This window comes from Legionella moravica DSM 19234, assembly GCF_000423305.1.
Classification (GTDB): domain Bacteria; phylum Pseudomonadota; class Gammaproteobacteria; order Legionellales; family Legionellaceae; genus Legionella; species Legionella moravica.
Map to the genome: position 1 here is coordinate 23,300 of NZ_KE383999.1, position 16,498 is coordinate 39,797.

Consider the following 16,498-nt stretch of genomic DNA (forward strand, 5'->3'; position numbering starts at 1 on the left):
ATTGTGACCTGATTTTTGGTGGTTTGAGATAGCGTGGCATAATGAATGTTGTGATGGACTGCATCCTCCTGCTTTAAATTGTATTATGCTTTAAACTCTTTGATACGTGTTTCTGATCTTATTCGGTTATCCCCGCGAAAGCGGGGAGCTGCTTTGATATTTTTTAGTAGACTATCCAGATGTTTTTTATTCCGTTTTAAAATCTGCGTTAAACCCCTGCCAGCATCTAGCGTAATCTGCTTGAAATGCCGGGTTATGGATAGCCTGTTCCGTAACCAGCCAAACATCTTTTGTTTCAAACATAAATGCCAAAGAATCATAAAATTCGGGCTTTAGTTCCATCGTAGAGGCTTTATTATAGGATTCATGATCGGGTCCATGCGGAGTCATACCATTGTGGATGCTGATCCCGCCGGGAGAAAAACCTTCTTTTTTTGCATCATATTCTCCGCGTATCAGGCCCATCAACTCGCTCATACAATTGCGATGAAAATACGGGGGTCTAAATGTATGTTCTGCCACCATCCATCGTGGCGGAAAAATGACGAAATCCAAATTAGCTACTCCCGGAGTGTCGCTTTCAGAGGTAAGTACCGTGAATATGGACGGATCGGGGTGATCATAGCTTACTGTATTTATGGTATTAAACAGGCTTAAATTATAGCTGTAGGGAGCATAGTTTCCATGCCAGGCAACAACGTTCAGAGGGGAGTGATCGCTGACAGCAAACCATAATTGATTTTGATGTTTGCATACCAAGGTGCTTTCTTTAGTGTTTTGCTCAAACGATGCGACAGGATATTGAAAATGACGAGGATTCGCCAATCCATTGGCACCAATTGGACCTAGCTGGGGAAGGGTTAACGGGTTACCCTGATTTTCACAAAGATAACCTTTTGCTTGCTGGCTTAATACTTCCACTTTAAATTTGACGCCACGCGGTATGACGGCAATGAGTTCAGGACACAAATTGAGTGTGCCAAATTCTGTGTGGAGATTGACTTCACCTTGATAGGGTACGAATAACAGTTCTCCATCATTATTCGAAAAATAGGTGTCTACCATGGATTGGTTGCAATGATAAATATACGCATTGACCTTGTTTGAACCCGCAATATGAAATAAACCGTCGATAAAATTACACTGAATTTGTGAGCTGGTATATAAAGGCGACCAGCGTAAAGGATTGGGAGATTGTTCTTCGATAAATGGATAAGTGATGTTACGTTCATAGGGATAATATATTCCCTGAGCCACAGAGGGCAGTATTCTGTATAACCAGCTGCGAAGATTGTTGTGTCTGGGACGTGTAAAGGCACTGCCACTTAATTGTTCTGCATAAAGACCCAAATTACAGTGCTGCGGTGAGTTTTGATTTAAGGGTAATGCACCATTAACGGCTTCACTTTGATGATAATTACCAAATCCTTGCATATACACTGTACTTCTCCTTTAGGTTTTTTTACCAAACAGGCTAGCATAGTCTAAAAAAGTTCAAAATGTCGAGAGTGAATGATGTTTTAGGCGTTCTTTTTAATGATGGAGCGATGTATAATCGGAGTAATAAATTTTTTGTCTTGAGGTGGAGTAATGGCAGGTCATAGTAAGTGGGCAAATATTAAGTTTCGTAAAGGCGTGCAGGATGCTAAACGAGGCAAAATATTTACTAAATTAATTCGTGAAATTACCGTCGCAGCTCGTATGGGTGGCGGAGATGAGTCAACAAATCCTCGACTACGTGATGCTGTAAAAAAGGCGCTTAACGCGAATATGAAACGCGATACCATTGATAATGCGGTAAAGCGTGGCGTAGGTGGTTTGGATGGTGACGCCATGGTTGCAATGCGTTATGAAGGTTATGGCCCTGGCGGTATTGCTGTTCTGGTTGATTGTTTATCCGATAATAAAAACAGAACCGTATCTGAAGTACGTCACGCATTTACGAAGCACGGTGGAAATCTTGGAACTGATGGATCAGTTTCCTACCTGTTTGCTAACCAAGGTGAGATTCTTATGGCACCTGGCCAGTCTGAAGACCTGGTTATGGAACTTGCCATAGATGCGGGAGCTTCTGATGTTAACGTTGAAGAAGGACAAATTGAAGTAATCACCCCCGTTGAAGCTTATCACAGTGTGCTGACTGCGTTACAGGATGCTAATCTGGAGATTGAACAGTCTCATTTGACCATGCGCGCACAAACCATGATTGCCATTGATGATGAAACTGCTGAATCTTTGATTAAATTAATCGACATGCTTGAAGACCTGGATGATGTTCAAGAGGTCTATAGCAATGCTGAGTTTTCAGAAAACTTATTAGAATCAATGAATTAATGACTGTAATATTAGGGATAGATCCCGGATCAAGGATTACTGGATACGGCTTAATCAGAGAAACAAATCGTACTATCCAATATATTGATAGTGGATGCATTCGCACTTCCCCTGATGGAGAATTAAGTCAGAAATTATTGCAGATTTATGATGGTATTTGTCAATTAATGGATGAATATTCACCATCGGAAGTTGCTATAGAACAAGTATTTATGCATCAGAATCCTAACTCGGCGTTAAAACTGGGGCAGGCGAGGGGAGTAGCAATGGTTGCCGCAGCTTCTCACCGGATTAAAATCAGTGAGTATTCAGCAAGGGAAGTCAAACAAACAGTAGTTGGTTATGGTGCTGCTGAAAAGGATCAGGTAAACCATATGGTAGTGCACTTGCTTATGCTGAACAGTGCGCCTCAAAATGATGCGGCAGATGCATTGGCAATTGCAATATGTCACAGTCATATGCGAAATGGCTTAGCTGCTGTAGGCAAAAAGGGTTACACACGAAGGAGGCGAACGAGATGATTGGTTGGTTGAATGGGCATATTGTAGATAAACATCAACCGGGAAAGATAGTCCTGGATGTCAATGGCGTTGGTTATGATGTTGAAACTTCATTAAATACCTTTTTTCAACTCGAAGGTTCTTCTACTGCTGTTAGCCTGCATATTCATACCGTAGTTCGCGAAGATGCCTTATTGCTTTATGGATTTTTGAACAAGCAGGAACGATCTCTGTTCCGTGCATTGATTAAAGTGAATGGAGTTGGTCCGAAATTGGCAATGGCCGTTCTATCCAGTATTTCTCCAAACGAGTTTATTCAATGTATTTATCAGGAAAATGCAGCACTTTTAACCAAGTTACCGGGTATAGGTAAAAAAACTGCAGAGCGGCTTGTTGTTGAAATGAGAGATAGTATTAAGCAGTTTGGCGACGCTCCAACGGAATCCTTGCCGCAACAAAAGTATCAGATGAGCAGCCCGGATGAGGCCATTAGTGCTTTGGAAGCTTTAGGCTATAAACCACAGGAAGCCTTGAAAGTGGTGAATAAAATAGATGATGGAGTCAAAACTTGTGAACAGCTCATTCGTGAATCGCTAAAAATTCTATCCTTAAGAGCGTGACTCAACTCTGGATTTTAGCGGTAAGTATACTTTTACAATGAGGCCAGTACCTGTTTTGGGTGAATCAAGAACAACTCGGCCTCCATGAAGTTCACATATCTGTTGTACTATAGCTAATCCAAGACCACTTCCAGGACTTTTATTTCCCAGTACTCTAAAAAATCGCTCAAAAACACGGGCCTGTAATTCAGGTGGAATTCCTGGTCCATTATCAGCAACTTCAAGAATCAGCTCATTATTCTGTCTTATAAGACGTACAATAACACGTCCATTTTCCCCACAATAGCGAATAGCATTATCTACCAGATTACGAATCAAAATGCCTAATGCTGTTGGGTTTCCCTGAATTTTTGGTATGTTGTTTTCGCTTTCAAATTCTAGTTCAATTTGTTTTTCAACTGCTGATGGTGCCAGCATCGCTAATATTTCTCGAGTCAATTTGCTTAAATTGACCTCATCTTCATCATGAAAACTGGTTGCTTCCGGTACGAGTCGACTCATGGTTAACAACTGTTGAACTATATGAGTACTGCGATTTACACTGCCAATTAATTTTTGCAATGCTTGATTCTTTTCTTCGATATCAGTGGAGTTTAGAGCCACTTGTGCTTGAGCCTTGAGAGCGGCAAGCGGCGTTCTTAATTCATGGGCTGCGTCAGCTGCAAAGCGTTTTTCTCTTTCGAACCCTTCTTTAAGCCGATAAAATAATTTATTAAGCTCATCGATTACTGGCTTAATTTCTTCGGGAACTTCTTGTAAATCCACTGGTTCCAAATGAGTGGGAGCCCGGTTAGCCACTTCTTCCGCAACTTTATCAAGGCTGTCTAATCCTCTGCCAATAATAATCCAGATCAACAATCCTGATAAAGGAAAGGTAAGCAGCATAATGTAGAGATCATCCTGAGCTATTCGATGCCCGAGTTCATTACGTGTATCATAGCGCTCCGCCAATACGGTACGAATGCCGGCTTTATCATTGTAGGTTGTGAATACTCGCCAATTTTGATCTGCAATTTTTTTATCACTGAACCCATCTATTTCCGAGGTTAGTGGAACCTTTGGTGCAGTAGAAGAATGTAATAATAATTTTCCTCCATTTGTCCAAACTTGAAAATTAAACTTATCAAGATAATTTTCAGGGGGCTCATCATTTAAAAATCGTTTTTGATAATAGGCATCAATTTTTTGAGGAATAGTTTCGAGAGCATCCTGTATTTTTATGAGAGGGCGCTGGTGCAGATCATCTCCCAGCAAGGCTTGATATGAAAGAGCGGATATAGCCATTAAGGTATCCAGATGGTCTTGAATATCCTTTTGATCCAGGTAGTAGTTACCGATGGCGGTCAGCGTGGTGGTGATCGTTATGGCCAATAGCAGGTTAATTAATAGAAATTTTCGTATAGAAGATTTCACGATATAAGAACACCATCATTTTTTTCAGCCATGTAGCCCACGCCTCTAATAGTGCGGATAAAATTTGCGTTCAATTTTTTACGCAAATTATGTATGTGCACTTCCAGAGCGTTACTGTCTACATCTTCTTCCCAGCCATAGATACTCTGCATTAATTGTTCACGAGATAAAACCTGACCGCTATTTTCAAGGAGTTTTTGCAACAGAGCAAACTCTCGACGTGGTACATTCACGAGTACGTCATCGACCAGAACTGAATGTGCAGCAGGATCAAGTGTGATGTTTCTATATTGCAAAACGGAATCTGCCCGACCTTGGGAACGTCTTACCAACGCTCGAATGCGGGCGCTTAGTTCATTCAGATCAAAAGGTTTAATGAGATAATCATCAGCACCGCTATCAAGACCCTTTACGCGATCTTCTACGGATTCACGAGCAGTTAAAATGATAACCGGTGTGCTGTTACCATCATGTCGGGTACTTTGTAATAAGGATAAACCAGATAGCTTGGGTAATCCCAAATCCAGAATGATTAGCTCAAATGATTCAGATTTTAATGCGGCGCGAGCTGCTTCACCATCTTTTAACCAATCAACAATATATCCAAACTGTGTTAACCCCGTTTTCACAGCATCGCCAAGTAGTTCATCATCTTCAACAAGTAATAATCTCATCGCAGCTCCTACTTTAATTTCATCTTTTTAGATGAAGACTCTGTTATATATTATTGTTTTTCCAGCGCATTCTCATCCATGTGTTTTGTTAAATAAAAAGCTTGTATCAGTACAAACAGTAATGTAAATCCAACTCCACCGAAGAGTTTGAAATTAACCCAGGCATCTGTGTCGTAGTAATAAGCAACGTAAAGGTTTAACGCACCCATTAAAATAAAAAACAGAGTCCAGGCAAAATTAAGCCTGTGCCAGATTTTAGAGGACAGCTTAACATTGGCCTCCATCATTTTTTGAATGATAGGCTTTGAACCGATAAAACTGGAACTGAAGAATACTAAAGCAGATAGCCAGTAAATTCCGGTTGGCTTCCACTTGATAAACCAGGGATTCTGAAAAAACAGAGTGGCGCCGCCAAGGACCACAATAATTCCCAGGCTGAATACTTGCATTTTGTCATATTGTTGGAATTTTAATCGATAAAGAACAACCTGACTAATTGAGGCAATCATGGCAACAGCAGTAGCTATATAAATTCCGAAAAATTTATAAACTATAAAAAATAAAACTATGGGGAAAAAATCAAACAGTAATTTCATATTATTTAATTGATTAATAAGATATTAAGAGTATAACACAAGTTTTAGTACACTCCTGCAAGCTTCATACCGGAAAGATAAAATAAATCAATAAATTTTTGAGTATTAATAAAAATTGCATATTAAATCAACAATTAATACTTCGATTTTAAATTCAGAATAATAAATTATAAATGACAATTCCAGGTATTATCTGTTTTTATCGTTGGGAGTAATGTATTTTCCAGTTCATTTTCAGGTGCAGTTTTGATAGCCACAAGTTCATCTTGCGAATCAAAACTGCTCAGATCCTTATGATTTATGGAGCAGAGTTTTTAGAAATCACAAATGCTAACTGAGCTTTGTTCAATAGGGAATGTTTACAATTCATCTCCGCAGACTACGTGCCGCTACTTAACTGAGAATTAGTTGATTATAATCACGCCCTAGTTCATCTGCATTAGGGGCTGTTGACAATTCAAGTTTCGAGGTCGCGCGACTTGTTCGCGGGATCCAATTCACTCTTTATGAGCGCAGTATATTCTTGTTTTGCGCAAGATCTATAGTTTCCGCTAACAAGTTGCGGAAAGTAGGCTTGAACATAATGAAATGTCAACAGCCCCTAGTTATCCCACCAATATTTTTTGTCCCAAGCGAAGTGTTTTATTTTTTCCAAGGCCTGGATTTAAATGGAGAAGCGAGTTCACTTTAGTTTGATGCTGTTTGGCAATAAGGCTTAAACTATCTCCCCGTTTTACGATATATATTGCTGGCTGCTTAACTTTTTTCCAGATAACTAGATGTTGTCCTGGCCGTAAGGGTTTATTGGTTGTCAGTTTATTCCAGCTTTTGATGTCATTTGCCGTTACTCCATAAGTATTTTGAATCTTTTGATAGGTATCGGTCGCTTTTACTGTATGAATCACTCTCTGGTTTTTAGTTTTAGATAATTGGGATGGCAAAGAAGTTGCAGCGGGAGCTTCTCTTTTGGCAACCGAAAGAGGTTTTTTATTGCTTGGGATTAATATGGCTTGATTCGGTTTCACGCTATTCGTAGTTAGCTGATTTAATTGTTTGATTAACTTGACCGTTGTGTTGTATCGAGCGGCAATTGAATCGAGGCTGTCGCCTTTTTGTACTTGATGTTTTGGCCAGCTCACACGTTGATCTTCTGGCATATTGGATAAATTCAGGTTAAATCGCTCTACTTTTTCAGTCGGTATGAGTAATTTAAAAGGCTTATAGGGCGTTGTTGTCCAACGATTATATCCTGGGTTCAGTTTTTTTAATTCGGTATAACTGATACCTGCAAGTTTCGCCGCATGATTCAAATCAATTTGACTGCCTATGTTGACCTCTTCGAAATAAGGGAGATAGGGAATACTGGGTAAACTCACTTTATAACGTCCCGGGTTTTTGATGATTTCTGCCAAGGCAAGCAATCGAGGGACATAAAGCTTGGTTTCTCTGGGAACAGGCAAATTCCAAAAGTTACTGTCTCGACCAGGTCCTACTGTAGATTTTAATGCTCGCGCGATGGTTCCTTCTCCGCAATCATAAGCAGCGATAGCCAATATCCAGTTACCCTTAAAAAATTTATTTAAATAGAGCAAGTAATTGAGTGCGGCATCAGTTGATGGTCTAATGCTGCGTCGTCCATCAAACCACCAATCTTGTTTTAATCCCAATTCGCTCCCGGTTTTAGGCATCAACTGCCATAACCCAGCAGCTCCTGCTCCTGAATAGACAAATGGGTCGTAGGCACTTTCTACCATCGGAATGAGTGCAAGCTCTCCTGGTAATTTACGCTTTTTAATTTCACCAAGGACATGATAAATATACGGTTCTGATTGTCTGCTGACTTTATTTAAATAACTTGGATGAGCGACCAGCCATCTGATTTGTTCCTGAACTTCCGGGCGTGTTACTTCATGACTCAGGGTAAATTCACTACGCAGCACATCCCAAACATCAGGTGCTCCTCGAGCAATTGAACCGTTTGAAATGCAGATAAAGATGAGGATATATGACCAAAAAATTCTTATAATCAATGAGTTAAATTTCAATGGCGTTACCTGTACTCATAATTGGCTGACCAGTTTACTAAAAAATAGTGAAGTATTAAACCCTTTTTGGGTTTAATACATACATATGGTATAGAATTAATGCTTATTGACTTTCTATTGAAATGAATTTTTTTGCTGTCTCAGCACGCCAAAGACTTCAAGTGAATCAGAAGAGTTAGCTCCATGCTTGAGAGCATATTCAATTACTGCCTTTTTATCAGTTCGAAGAAAAGGATTAACGGATAGTTCCAGCCCCAAATTAGATGGCAGAGAACACGTTTTTTTTTGATGAACCAGCTGATTTAGATAGTCGGCAATGTCCTGATTTTGAGGTTCTACAGTAAGTGCAAATCTGAGATTTTGTTGAGTGTATTCGTGGCCACAATAGATTTTGGTGGATTCAGGTAACTTTTTAAACAAATTCAGTGAGTGATGCAACTGCTCCATAGTGCCATCAAATACTCGACCACAACCTGCAGAGAAAAGAGTGTCTCCGCAAAATAACCATCCTTGCTGAGGTTCATAATAACTCACATGAGTGGATGTATGCCCTGGATTGTATAAAACATGAATTGTTGCCGTTTCCAGGGGAATGGTTTGATGTTCATGAACTGTGTGGGTCAGGTAAGAGATTCTTGAGTCATTTGGGCCGTACACAATCGAATCAGGAAAGGCTCTGTGCAATTCATTAACCCCGCCTATATGATCATTATGATGGTGAGTTAAAAAAATAGTGCGAAGTTTTAGCTGGTTGGTTTTGGCGAAATCCAGGACCGGTTCTGCCTCTCCAGGGTCGACACAATCAAATACCCCGGATTTATCACCGGTCAGGGCCCAGATATAATTGTCAGAAAATGCAGGTATAGGGATCACGTCTATCATTTATTTCTCGTGTTGTTTTGAAAAAGATTCAATGATGTAAGAGGATACACCTGGGTTAAAATAGGTTCTGAGCGTATCCAGTACGATTTTAAGTTCCGCAGCTAAAGTGAAGGGCGGATTGATTATCCATAATCCACACCCTGTCATCCCGTCTTTAGGGGCTAGAGTCAGATTAAACTCAATTCTTAATGCTTCATTCGCCTCAATCTCTTTCATACCTCTAATCAGTTGTTCGGTTAGTTTTCTATTCACCACGGGATACCAAAGACAGTAAACCCCAGTGGAAAACTTATTAAAAGCCTGTTTTATGGCGGAAGGTATTTCTTTATATTCTTCCTTGCGCTCAAATGAGGGATCAATAAAAATCAAGCCTCTCTTTTCGGGCGGAGGTAACAATGCTCTCATACTGGCCATACCGTCAGAGTTGCTGGTATGCACTTTTTTATTGAAATGAGCCATCTGATCCAGTGCTTCGAATTCAGCAGGATGAAGTTCACATAAATACAATCTATCCTGCATGCGTAATGTCTGAATGGCGATGTAAGGGGAGCCGGGATAATGTCTTAATCCATCTTTAGGATTCATGGATTTGATGGTATCGAAATAGTCTTTAAATACCGGATTGAGCTGTTTGCGATCGGGCCAGATTAATTGAACTCCCTGTTTGTATTCACCGGTTTTTTCTGCCTGTTTATCCCTTAAGTCATATTGCCCTTTACCCGAATGGGTTTCGAGATATAGCAATGGTTTATCTTTTTTTATCAAGTACGATAACAATCGGGTTAACGTCACGTGTTTGATAACATCGGCAAAATTGCCCGCATGGTATCCATGTTGATAGCTGAGCATAAATGAGTACTTGTTTTGAGAGTTTTGCCGAGTATAGCAGAATCCTGATAGTTCACGTAATAACTGTTTTGGTCTTTGTATTGTATTGAGGGACGGTTTATTTATCAGGTGCCTTGAACGGTAGATTTAAGAGTCGAGAATTTGGCTTTAAAGAGGAAAATATAGCTTCATATAACTTGAAATCAGCAAATTAGTACCCATTACCGTATTTTAAATTTGTGCACTATACTTTTCTTGTAGGCACTCAAAAGGAGGGTGAAATGAGTTTACATGAGGAATATGATGATCAATCGTTTTCTGACTATAACTTTGATGATGACATCGACGAGATGAATCAGAAAAAAAGAGTGAAGCGCATGCTCGAAGACCGATTGGAAAGAAAGCGCCTGAGAGATGAATTTAAAGATGATTTTGATGAGTTAAGCGGTGAATTTGATTGGGATGAACTGGATAAATAAGTTTCATCCCCGGGCTTTTGCTGCTGCCAGCATGGTGTTTTCAAGTAATGAAACGATAGTCATTGGACCGACACCACCAGGAACAGGAGTTATCCAGGCTACCTTATTTACTGCTTTGTTAAAATCAACATCACCTCTAATACTGCCATCGCTCAAACGATGCATCCCGACATCAATGAGTATTTGACTCTCATTAAGCCATTCGGCATCAATGACATCCATTTTTCCTGTTGCTACAACGACCATATCGGCAATTTGAACCAGCTTGTGCAGATTTTGCGTAAATTTATGACAGACAGTAACGGTCGCACCAGCAAGCAATAACTCAAGACTCATTGGTCTGCCAACTATGTTTGATGCACCGATGACTACGGCATGTTTTCTTTTAATCTCGATCTGATAATGGTGTAAAAGATTCATTATGCCCAATGGGGTACATGGCCTCAATAATGGATTTCGCTGTGCCAGTCTTCCCAAATTATAGGGATGAAAGCCGTCCACATCTTTTTCAGGCTTGATGTGTTCTATGATTTCGGTTTCATTAATATGCTTCGGTAATGGCAGTTGAATTAATATTCCATCAATCAGATCAGAGTCATTTAATTCTGTAATGAGCTGAAGTAATTCCTGTTGGCTGGTTTCAGCCGGTAAATCGTAAGAATGGGAGGTGATGCCTACTTCCTCACAGGCTTTTCGTTTGTTAGTGACATAAATAGTAGACGCCGGATCAGTTCCAATCAGTACTACTGCCAATCCAGGTGCTCTTTGCCCTTGTTGAACATGGTGTTGCACTCTAAGTTTTAGTTCATTTCGGCGTAGGGATGATAATACTCGTCCATCGAGTAACGATGCTGTCATAATGTCCCCATAAAATTTGAGACCCTGATTATGAATTAGGGGGGTAGTTATTGCAATATATTAATTGGGCACTCTGGGTAGAAAAGCAAAAAGAATTAAAACATGTCAGGTCTTCCCGGAGCATGAGTTCCGTTGTATTCATGGGATTGGATTGACGTGGAGTAAATAAATGAATGAATTGATATTCTACCTTTGCAAAAACGTGCAGGTTAACGTTATGATAAATTTCGTTATAATGAAAATTAATGAGAGGGAGTTTATTAATGTATCATATCGTATTAAAAATTATGGTTTTAGCTTGCAGTGTCATCTGGATTTCCAATAATCTGGCTCACGCGACATCAAGCGAAGCGATTCCTATGGGCAAGACTATAAGTCAGGAAAAACAGCAACAAATGTCCCCTAAACAAGCATTATTAAGATTGAAAGAGGGGAATCAACGGTTTCTGGCCAATAAACAGATTTCTCGTGATTATTTAAAACAGGCCAAAATCTCGTCGTATGGTCAGTTTCCTTTTGCGGTTGTACTTAATTGTATGGATTCACGCAGTGTACCTGAATTGATCTTTGATCAAGGATTAGCTGATTTGTTTACCTTACGTGTTGCCGGTAATGTGGTTAATGATGACATCCTGGGTAGTATGGAGTTCGCCTCTGCAGTTGCTGGTTCTAGATTGATTGTGGTTTTGGCGCATACCTCTTGTGGCGCTGTTTCCGGAGCGTGCAAAGGCGTTAAATTAGGGCATTTAACTGATGTATTAAATAAAATTCAACCTGCTGTGCAACCCAGTATGACCTCTCTTGGGACTAAAAATTGCAACGATGCCCAATTAGTGGATGCTATTGCCCAAGCTAATGCTTTAAATGTTGTCAGAGAAATTCAGGCCAGAAGTCCTATATTGAGGGATTTGGTTCAAAGTAAAAAAGTTGGGATTGTTGCAGGGGTGCATGACATTAAAACCGGGCAGGTACGATTTTTTGAAGAAGAGCGTTCTGTTCCTGAATAACAGGATAATGTTTAAAAAATGAAGCATTGGGCATCGCTTGTTGAATACTTTCGATGCCTAATGAATTGTTCTTTTGTTTTATTGTGCTTTTTACTTCGAGTCACATCGTCACCCTCATCCCCAACCCTTCTCCCTCAAGGGAGAAGGGAGTGGTATTTTGACTGCTTTATTATGTCTTACCTATCATCCCGCTTTGGACTCAACGTTTCTCTTCTCCTTTGAGAGAGAAGGGAGCGGCATTTTGACTGCTTCATTATGTCTTACCTATCATCCCGCTTTGTACTCAAAGTCTCCCTTCTCCCTCAAGGGAGAAGGGAGCGGTATTTTGACCGTTTCATTATGTGTTAGCTATCATCCCGGTGTGTGCTCAACATCTCCCTTTTTCTTCAAGGGAGACGAGAACAGCTAATTACTTCATTTACGGAAAGGCTGTTATATCAATTATCAACAAACACTTAACTTGTTAATAAATCCTTATCAAAATATTCTAAAGTGAACGAATGGGTTTATTAAACAACAATAAACTCTTCTGTTGTTTTATTGTGCTTTCTACTGCGAAGAGCCTGCAATTTAATTTTAAGATTCTTTGATATATGCCGGTTTTCCATAGATATACGTTGCCTTTATATTTTCTTCAGATCCCAGTGTCATTAAAACAAAAAGGAACTCAAAAATATCGTTAACTTTCTCACACCTGTATTTTAAATACGGAGTAGCATTGGCATCTATTACGATAAAATCGGCTTCTTTGCCCCGGGAGAAAGTACCAATTTTGTCATCTAGATGAAGCGCTTTAGCTGCACCTAAGGTGGCCAGGTACCAACGGATCATGCTGGGTAATTGGACATTATTGAGCATGGAAACCTTATAGGCATCATCCAATACTGCGAACATGGAAAGACAATTACCAGCGCCCCAGTCTGTTCCCATAGTAATTTTGTCCGTGTATTGAACTGCTCTGCCAAAATTAAATAATCCGCTGCCGAGAAAATTATTACTCAAGGGACACCAAGAGATTATTGCTCCCGATTTTTTAAATAACTCCAGTTCTTGATCCGTTGTATGTATGCAGTGGCCAAATACGGTTCTATTAGTAACCAGTCCAAAATGGTCATACACATCCATGTAATGTTTACTCCATGGGTACAGTTTTTTAACTTCGGCAATTTCTTTTAAATTTTCATCTAAATGGGTCTGGATGTAACAATCCGGATTTTCTCTTTTTAATGCACCACAAAGTTCCAACATTTGTTGAGAGCAGGAGAGGGCGAAACGAGGGGAAATACAATATGAAAGCCTATTGGTATTATGCCACTTCGCAATCAATTGTTTGCAATTATCATAATTTTGTTCTGACGTCAGTTTTAGAGAGTCAGGTGAATTAATATCCATGAGTATATTGCCGGTGATGAAGCGCATATTTCTATTGGTTAATTCTTCAAAAAATACATCCGTTGCGCTATAAAATAATGGACCATAAGATACGGCGGTCGTCGTGCCGTTTTTTAACAATTGATCCAGAAAGAAATTTAAATCTTGTCGCGCATGATCATCATCAATGTAGGTGCTTTCAGCTGGAAAAACATAATTCTCCAACCATTCCAATAATTGTTCTCCATAGGCAGCGACAATGGCGCTTTGCGATGCATGCTGGTGCGTATCGATAAATCCCGGAGTAATTAATTTACCTGCGTAGTGTACAAGATTGATGTCTTTGACTTTATGTTTTAAATCACTATAACTACCCGCTTCAACAATTATTCCTGATTCTACAATTAGAAGTCCATCTTCAATGTACACATACTGACAATCTTCATTTGATTGATTGTCTTTATTCACAGGCACATTAGTAATTGTCGCAGTATCCTTAAAATAGAACAGTGAACCTCGGTATGCTGTTGTATCATTCATGTTATCGCTTCCTGTGAATTACGATGGAGAATTGTCCTCTATAAAATAAAGCAGCAATATAGAAATCAGAATACAGAAAGGCAGTATCCATAGATAAGTAAAAAAATCTGATGACAGTGCGGTAATAAATAAAAAAGGAAGAAACATCAACAAGGCATTAAACAAAAACACAACGGTATTTAATACGCTTATCGCAACTCCTCTTGTAGCGTTTGTAGACAATTCACTGACCAGGGTATAAAACAACATGGATCCCGAGAGAAAAAATCCGATAAAAAATGAAATGATTTGAATAATGATGAGAGTATTTACCTCAAAACGAGGTAAATAAATACCAAGTAATAACATCATGGTGCCCAGGCATAGCGTGATATGGATAACCTTTTTCCGTGATTCTATTTTATTGGATAACCAGCCAAGAAAGGGGGTTCCCACACCAATACCCAGAAATATCATAGCGCTTATTATCATTGCCTGATTATTGGCGATAGAGTAATACATCTGAATTTTAAGATACCAAAGACCAGCATAAGCTAGAAGCACACCAAAGGATGTTGCACCCGCAATAGAGCACAAAAGTATTTGTTTGCATTTTAAAACAGACATCAGGGACTGGATTAGAGAGCAATTTTGTTCTCGTTTATGCTCTTTGGGTGATTTTATAAATAATAAAGAGATGATGAATAATGAAAATCCAAAACCCGATAGAATTCGGTACATGTCATTCCAGCTGTATGCAGTTAATGCCAGAGTAAACCCATAATGTATAAAGCCTGCTGACGCGCAAGAGACGCCCTGGATTAACCCAAATAATATTGGGAACTGTTTTTCTGAAAACCATTGAGCGGTTAATACTGCGGCAGAAATAAATGCAAAGGATGCCCCAATTCCCTGAATGAAATTGGACAGGGTGAACAAAGTCAGATTATTAGCATAAGAAATCAGAACATTACCTGTTGCCAAAATAAAGATGCCTGTACTTACGATATAGCGTGCATTGAATTTATCCAGTAAATAACCGGCTGGAATTTGCATGAACGCAAAACCGAGTATAAACCCACTTAATGCAAAGGATACACTGATATCATCGGCATGCAGTGATTGTTTGATTGATTCTGCAAAAACAGCTGAGGCTGTACTAAGGCAAAAGGAGTAAACTACAAATAATGCCATTATGGACCAAACAAGATATTTGGATGTTTTTAGCATGCTCTTCCCTGTCCGCTGGTTGGCTTGACTGCACGTGTGAAATGAGCTGTCACTTTAAACAAAAGCATAGCACAGATTCACACTAACTGTTTTTCAAATTCATTATCAAGACAATGCGCTTGAAAATTGCTCAATAAAGCATTATAATAATCATCATCATTGAAGTAATACCATTATAACAAGGAAATCCATGGCTTATTCTCGTGGTGAATTCCGAAGAGCTGAGCTTGACGGTCAAAAAGAACATATTGTCACAATGCTACAACTGCTCACTCCTTTGGATCTTGCTTTGTTCAAAGCCAAATGTCCTGATTATGCATCAGAAATACTTGATAGTCCTCAGTTAACTGTATTCTGGACCAATCACTTTAATAGCATACGGTTGCTAAGAGATCCCAGTTTTCAATTCAGAGACCCATCACCTCAATCCCGGGCTGATTTTTATTGTGGTTACGTATTGTATTTGGGAGCCATGAAAGAAAAAGGAAAATCGGATGAAAAATATAAAAATTATCTTTTGACTTCTGTGTTAAAATTTAGTTCTTTTCATGCCTATAAGGAACTTTTAACTGCCACGACTATTGATTGTAAAAAGACTGGTGAACTCAAAGACATCAACATGTTGTATCATTACATAACTGATCAGTCTACCAAGCTGATGAGTTTTAAAACCCCCGGATGTTTATTGATTGCCAATACCTATTTTTATCTCTCCACATTTTATGAACATCTTGGAGTGGATAATTTGGCTGATGATTGTGTTAGGAAATGCTGGACGTTTATTCATTTGGCTGGATTATTCGAACCCCATTCTGAAACACAAATTCACAATGCTTATTTCGGTAAAGGATTAAAAATGAGTAATCCATTTGGATTGTCTACACCGTATGAAATGAAGCGTCAAATTCTTGAACTTTTCGGAAGAACATTATCTATCCCTGTTCAAAAAAAGATAGAAACTGATGCCAAGGCGATATTCAAAGAGGCCGTGAAAGACGATTTGAACAACCTGCCTTTATTTCATGGGCAAGACTATGCAAAACCAAAAATATAGGATTTGCTGACGATTACTCTCAAGCCTCTGTTTGCCTTAGAGAAGTCGGAATGGCACTCATCATTCCGACTTGCTATAATTTTTCAAA

The 16,498-nt window shown here is 39.3% G+C and carries 16 protein-coding genes; 6 read left to right on the forward strand and 10 right to left on the reverse strand.

Going from position 1 to position 16,498, the window contains the following annotated elements; genetic code table 11:
- Positions 1-186: 186 nt before the first annotated feature.
- Complete coding sequence (gene hmgA, locus G543_RS0110230) at positions 187-1,440, reverse strand: homogentisate 1,2-dioxygenase (RefSeq protein ID WP_028384415.1); 1,254 nt, start codon at positions 1,438-1,440, stop codon at positions 187-189.
- Between the two features lie 150 nt (positions 1,441-1,590).
- On the opposite strand from hmgA, the gene G543_RS0110235 reads away from it, so the two are divergent.
- From G543_RS0110235 to ruvA, 3 genes are read left to right on the forward strand one after another with little or no spacing between them, the layout of a single operon-like run.
- Positions 1,591-2,334, forward strand: coding sequence for a YebC/PmpR family DNA-binding transcriptional regulator (locus G543_RS0110235; RefSeq protein WP_028384416.1), 744 nt, complete (start codon positions 1,591-1,593; stop codon positions 2,332-2,334).
- Positions 2,334-2,855: a crossover junction endodeoxyribonuclease RuvC gene (ruvC, locus tag G543_RS0110240; RefSeq protein ID WP_028384417.1), complete on the forward strand. Its 522-nt coding sequence runs from the start codon at positions 2,334-2,336 to the stop codon at positions 2,853-2,855. The genes G543_RS0110235 and ruvC overlap by 1 nt, the downstream gene beginning before the upstream one ends.
- Positions 2,852-3,454, forward strand: coding sequence for a Holliday junction branch migration protein RuvA (gene ruvA, locus G543_RS0110245; protein WP_028384418.1), 603 nt, complete (start codon positions 2,852-2,854; stop codon positions 3,452-3,454). Before ruvC ends, ruvA begins: the two co-directional genes overlap by 4 nt.
- On the opposite strand, the gene G543_RS0110250 is transcribed toward ruvA, so the two are convergent.
- From G543_RS0110250 to G543_RS0110275, 6 genes are all read right to left on the reverse strand, one after another.
- On the reverse strand, positions 3,443-4,867 hold the full coding sequence (locus tag G543_RS0110250) for an ATP-binding protein (protein WP_028384419.1): 1,425 nt from the start codon (positions 4,865-4,867) through the stop codon (positions 3,443-3,445). The two genes, ruvA and G543_RS0110250, sit on opposite strands and share 12 nt — an antisense overlap.
- Complete coding sequence (locus tag G543_RS0110255) at positions 4,864-5,541, reverse strand: response regulator (RefSeq protein WP_028384420.1); 678 nt, start codon at positions 5,539-5,541, stop codon at positions 4,864-4,866. Before G543_RS0110255 ends, G543_RS0110250 begins: the two co-directional genes overlap by 4 nt.
- A 50-nt stretch (positions 5,542-5,591) precedes the next feature.
- A complete protein-coding gene (locus tag G543_RS0110260) occupies positions 5,592-6,137 on the reverse strand; it encodes a septation protein A (protein ID WP_028384421.1) in 546 nt (181 codons plus the stop codon).
- 605 nt (positions 6,138-6,742) lie between these two features.
- Positions 6,743-8,182, reverse strand: coding sequence for a lytic transglycosylase (locus G543_RS0110265; protein WP_051190670.1), 1,440 nt, complete (start codon positions 8,180-8,182; stop codon positions 6,743-6,745).
- A gap of 114 nt (positions 8,183-8,296) precedes the next feature.
- A complete protein-coding gene (gene gloB, locus G543_RS0110270) occupies positions 8,297-9,061 on the reverse strand; it encodes a hydroxyacylglutathione hydrolase (RefSeq protein WP_028384423.1) in 765 nt (254 codons plus the stop codon).
- A 3-nt stretch (positions 9,062-9,064) separates the two neighbouring features.
- On the reverse strand, positions 9,065-9,913 hold the full coding sequence (locus tag G543_RS0110275; protein WP_028384424.1) for a 23S rRNA (adenine(2030)-N(6))-methyltransferase RlmJ: 849 nt from the start codon (positions 9,911-9,913) through the stop codon (positions 9,065-9,067).
- A 260-nt stretch (positions 9,914-10,173) separates the two neighbouring features.
- Between G543_RS0110275 and G543_RS0110280 the strand changes: the two genes are divergently transcribed.
- Positions 10,174-10,371, forward strand: a complete 198-nt coding sequence (locus G543_RS0110280) for a hypothetical protein (protein ID WP_028384425.1) — start codon at positions 10,174-10,176, stop codon at positions 10,369-10,371.
- Positions 10,372-10,374: 3 nt separating this feature from the next.
- Here G543_RS0110280 and folD read toward each other — a convergent pair whose 3' ends face one another.
- The gene (gene folD, locus G543_RS0110285) at positions 10,375-11,229 is read right to left on the reverse strand and encodes a bifunctional methylenetetrahydrofolate dehydrogenase/methenyltetrahydrofolate cyclohydrolase FolD (protein WP_028384426.1); all 855 of its coding nucleotides are present in this window, start codon (positions 11,227-11,229) and stop codon (positions 10,375-10,377) included.
- Positions 11,230-11,492: 263 nt separating this feature from the next.
- On the opposite strand from folD, the gene G543_RS0110290 reads away from it, so the two are divergent.
- Positions 11,493-12,236, forward strand: a complete 744-nt coding sequence (locus G543_RS0110290; RefSeq protein ID WP_028384427.1) for a carbonic anhydrase family protein — start codon at positions 11,493-11,495, stop codon at positions 12,234-12,236.
- A 576-nt stretch (positions 12,237-12,812) separates the two neighbouring features.
- On the opposite strand, the gene guaD is transcribed toward G543_RS0110290, so the two are convergent.
- Together guaD and G543_RS0110300 are read right to left on the reverse strand one after the other, a co-directional pair.
- Positions 12,813-14,147 carry a guanine deaminase gene (guaD, locus tag G543_RS0110295; protein WP_028384428.1) on the reverse strand — a complete coding sequence of 445 codons (1,335 nt, stop codon included), beginning with the start codon at positions 14,145-14,147 and terminating at the stop codon, positions 12,813-12,815.
- Between the two features lie 18 nt (positions 14,148-14,165).
- Positions 14,166-15,356 (reverse strand): MFS transporter, encoded by a 1,191-nt coding sequence (locus G543_RS0110300; protein ID WP_028384429.1) that lies wholly within the window; start codon positions 15,354-15,356, stop codon positions 14,166-14,168.
- A 190-nt stretch (positions 15,357-15,546) separates the two neighbouring features.
- Here G543_RS0110300 and mesI point away from each other — a divergent pair, with 190 nt between their 5' ends.
- Positions 15,547-16,410 (forward strand): Dot/Icm T4SS effector metaeffector MesI, encoded by an 864-nt coding sequence (gene mesI / locus G543_RS0110305; protein WP_028384430.1) that lies wholly within the window; start codon positions 15,547-15,549, stop codon positions 16,408-16,410.
- Positions 16,411-16,498 lie beyond the last annotated feature (88 nt).

Bases quoted from the DNA above. Each gene is read 5' to 3' on its own strand.
- G543_RS0110235 (WP_028384416.1), top strand. From the start codon at position 1,591: ATGGCAGGTCATAGTAAGTGGGCAAATATTAAGTTTCGTAAAGGCGTG.
- ruvC (WP_028384417.1), top strand. From the start codon at position 2,334: ATGACTGTAATATTAGGGATAGATCCCGGATCAAGGATTACTGGATAC.
- ruvA (WP_028384418.1), top strand. From the start codon at position 2,852: ATGATTGGTTGGTTGAATGGGCATATTGTAGATAAACATCAACCGGGA.
- G543_RS0110255 (WP_028384420.1), bottom strand. From the start codon at position 5,541: ATGAGATTATTACTTGTTGAAGATGATGAACTACTTGGCGATGCTGTG.
- G543_RS0110260 (WP_028384421.1), bottom strand. From the start codon at position 6,137: ATGAAATTACTGTTTGATTTTTTCCCCATAGTTTTATTTTTTATAGTT.
- G543_RS0110275 (WP_028384424.1), bottom strand. From the start codon at position 9,913: ATGCTCAGCTATCAACATGGATACCATGCGGGCAATTTTGCCGATGTT.
- G543_RS0110280 (WP_028384425.1), top strand. From the start codon at position 10,174: ATGAGTTTACATGAGGAATATGATGATCAATCGTTTTCTGACTATAAC.
- folD (WP_028384426.1), bottom strand. From the start codon at position 11,229: ATGACAGCATCGTTACTCGATGGACGAGTATTATCATCCCTACGCCGA.
- G543_RS0110290 (WP_028384427.1), top strand. From the start codon at position 11,493: ATGTATCATATCGTATTAAAAATTATGGTTTTAGCTTGCAGTGTCATC.
- guaD (WP_028384428.1), bottom strand. From the start codon at position 14,147: ATGAATGATACAACAGCATACCGAGGTTCACTGTTCTATTTTAAGGAT.
- G543_RS0110300 (WP_028384429.1), bottom strand. From the start codon at position 15,356: ATGCTAAAAACATCCAAATATCTTGTTTGGTCCATAATGGCATTATTT.
- mesI (WP_028384430.1), top strand. From the start codon at position 15,547: ATGGCTTATTCTCGTGGTGAATTCCGAAGAGCTGAGCTTGACGGTCAA.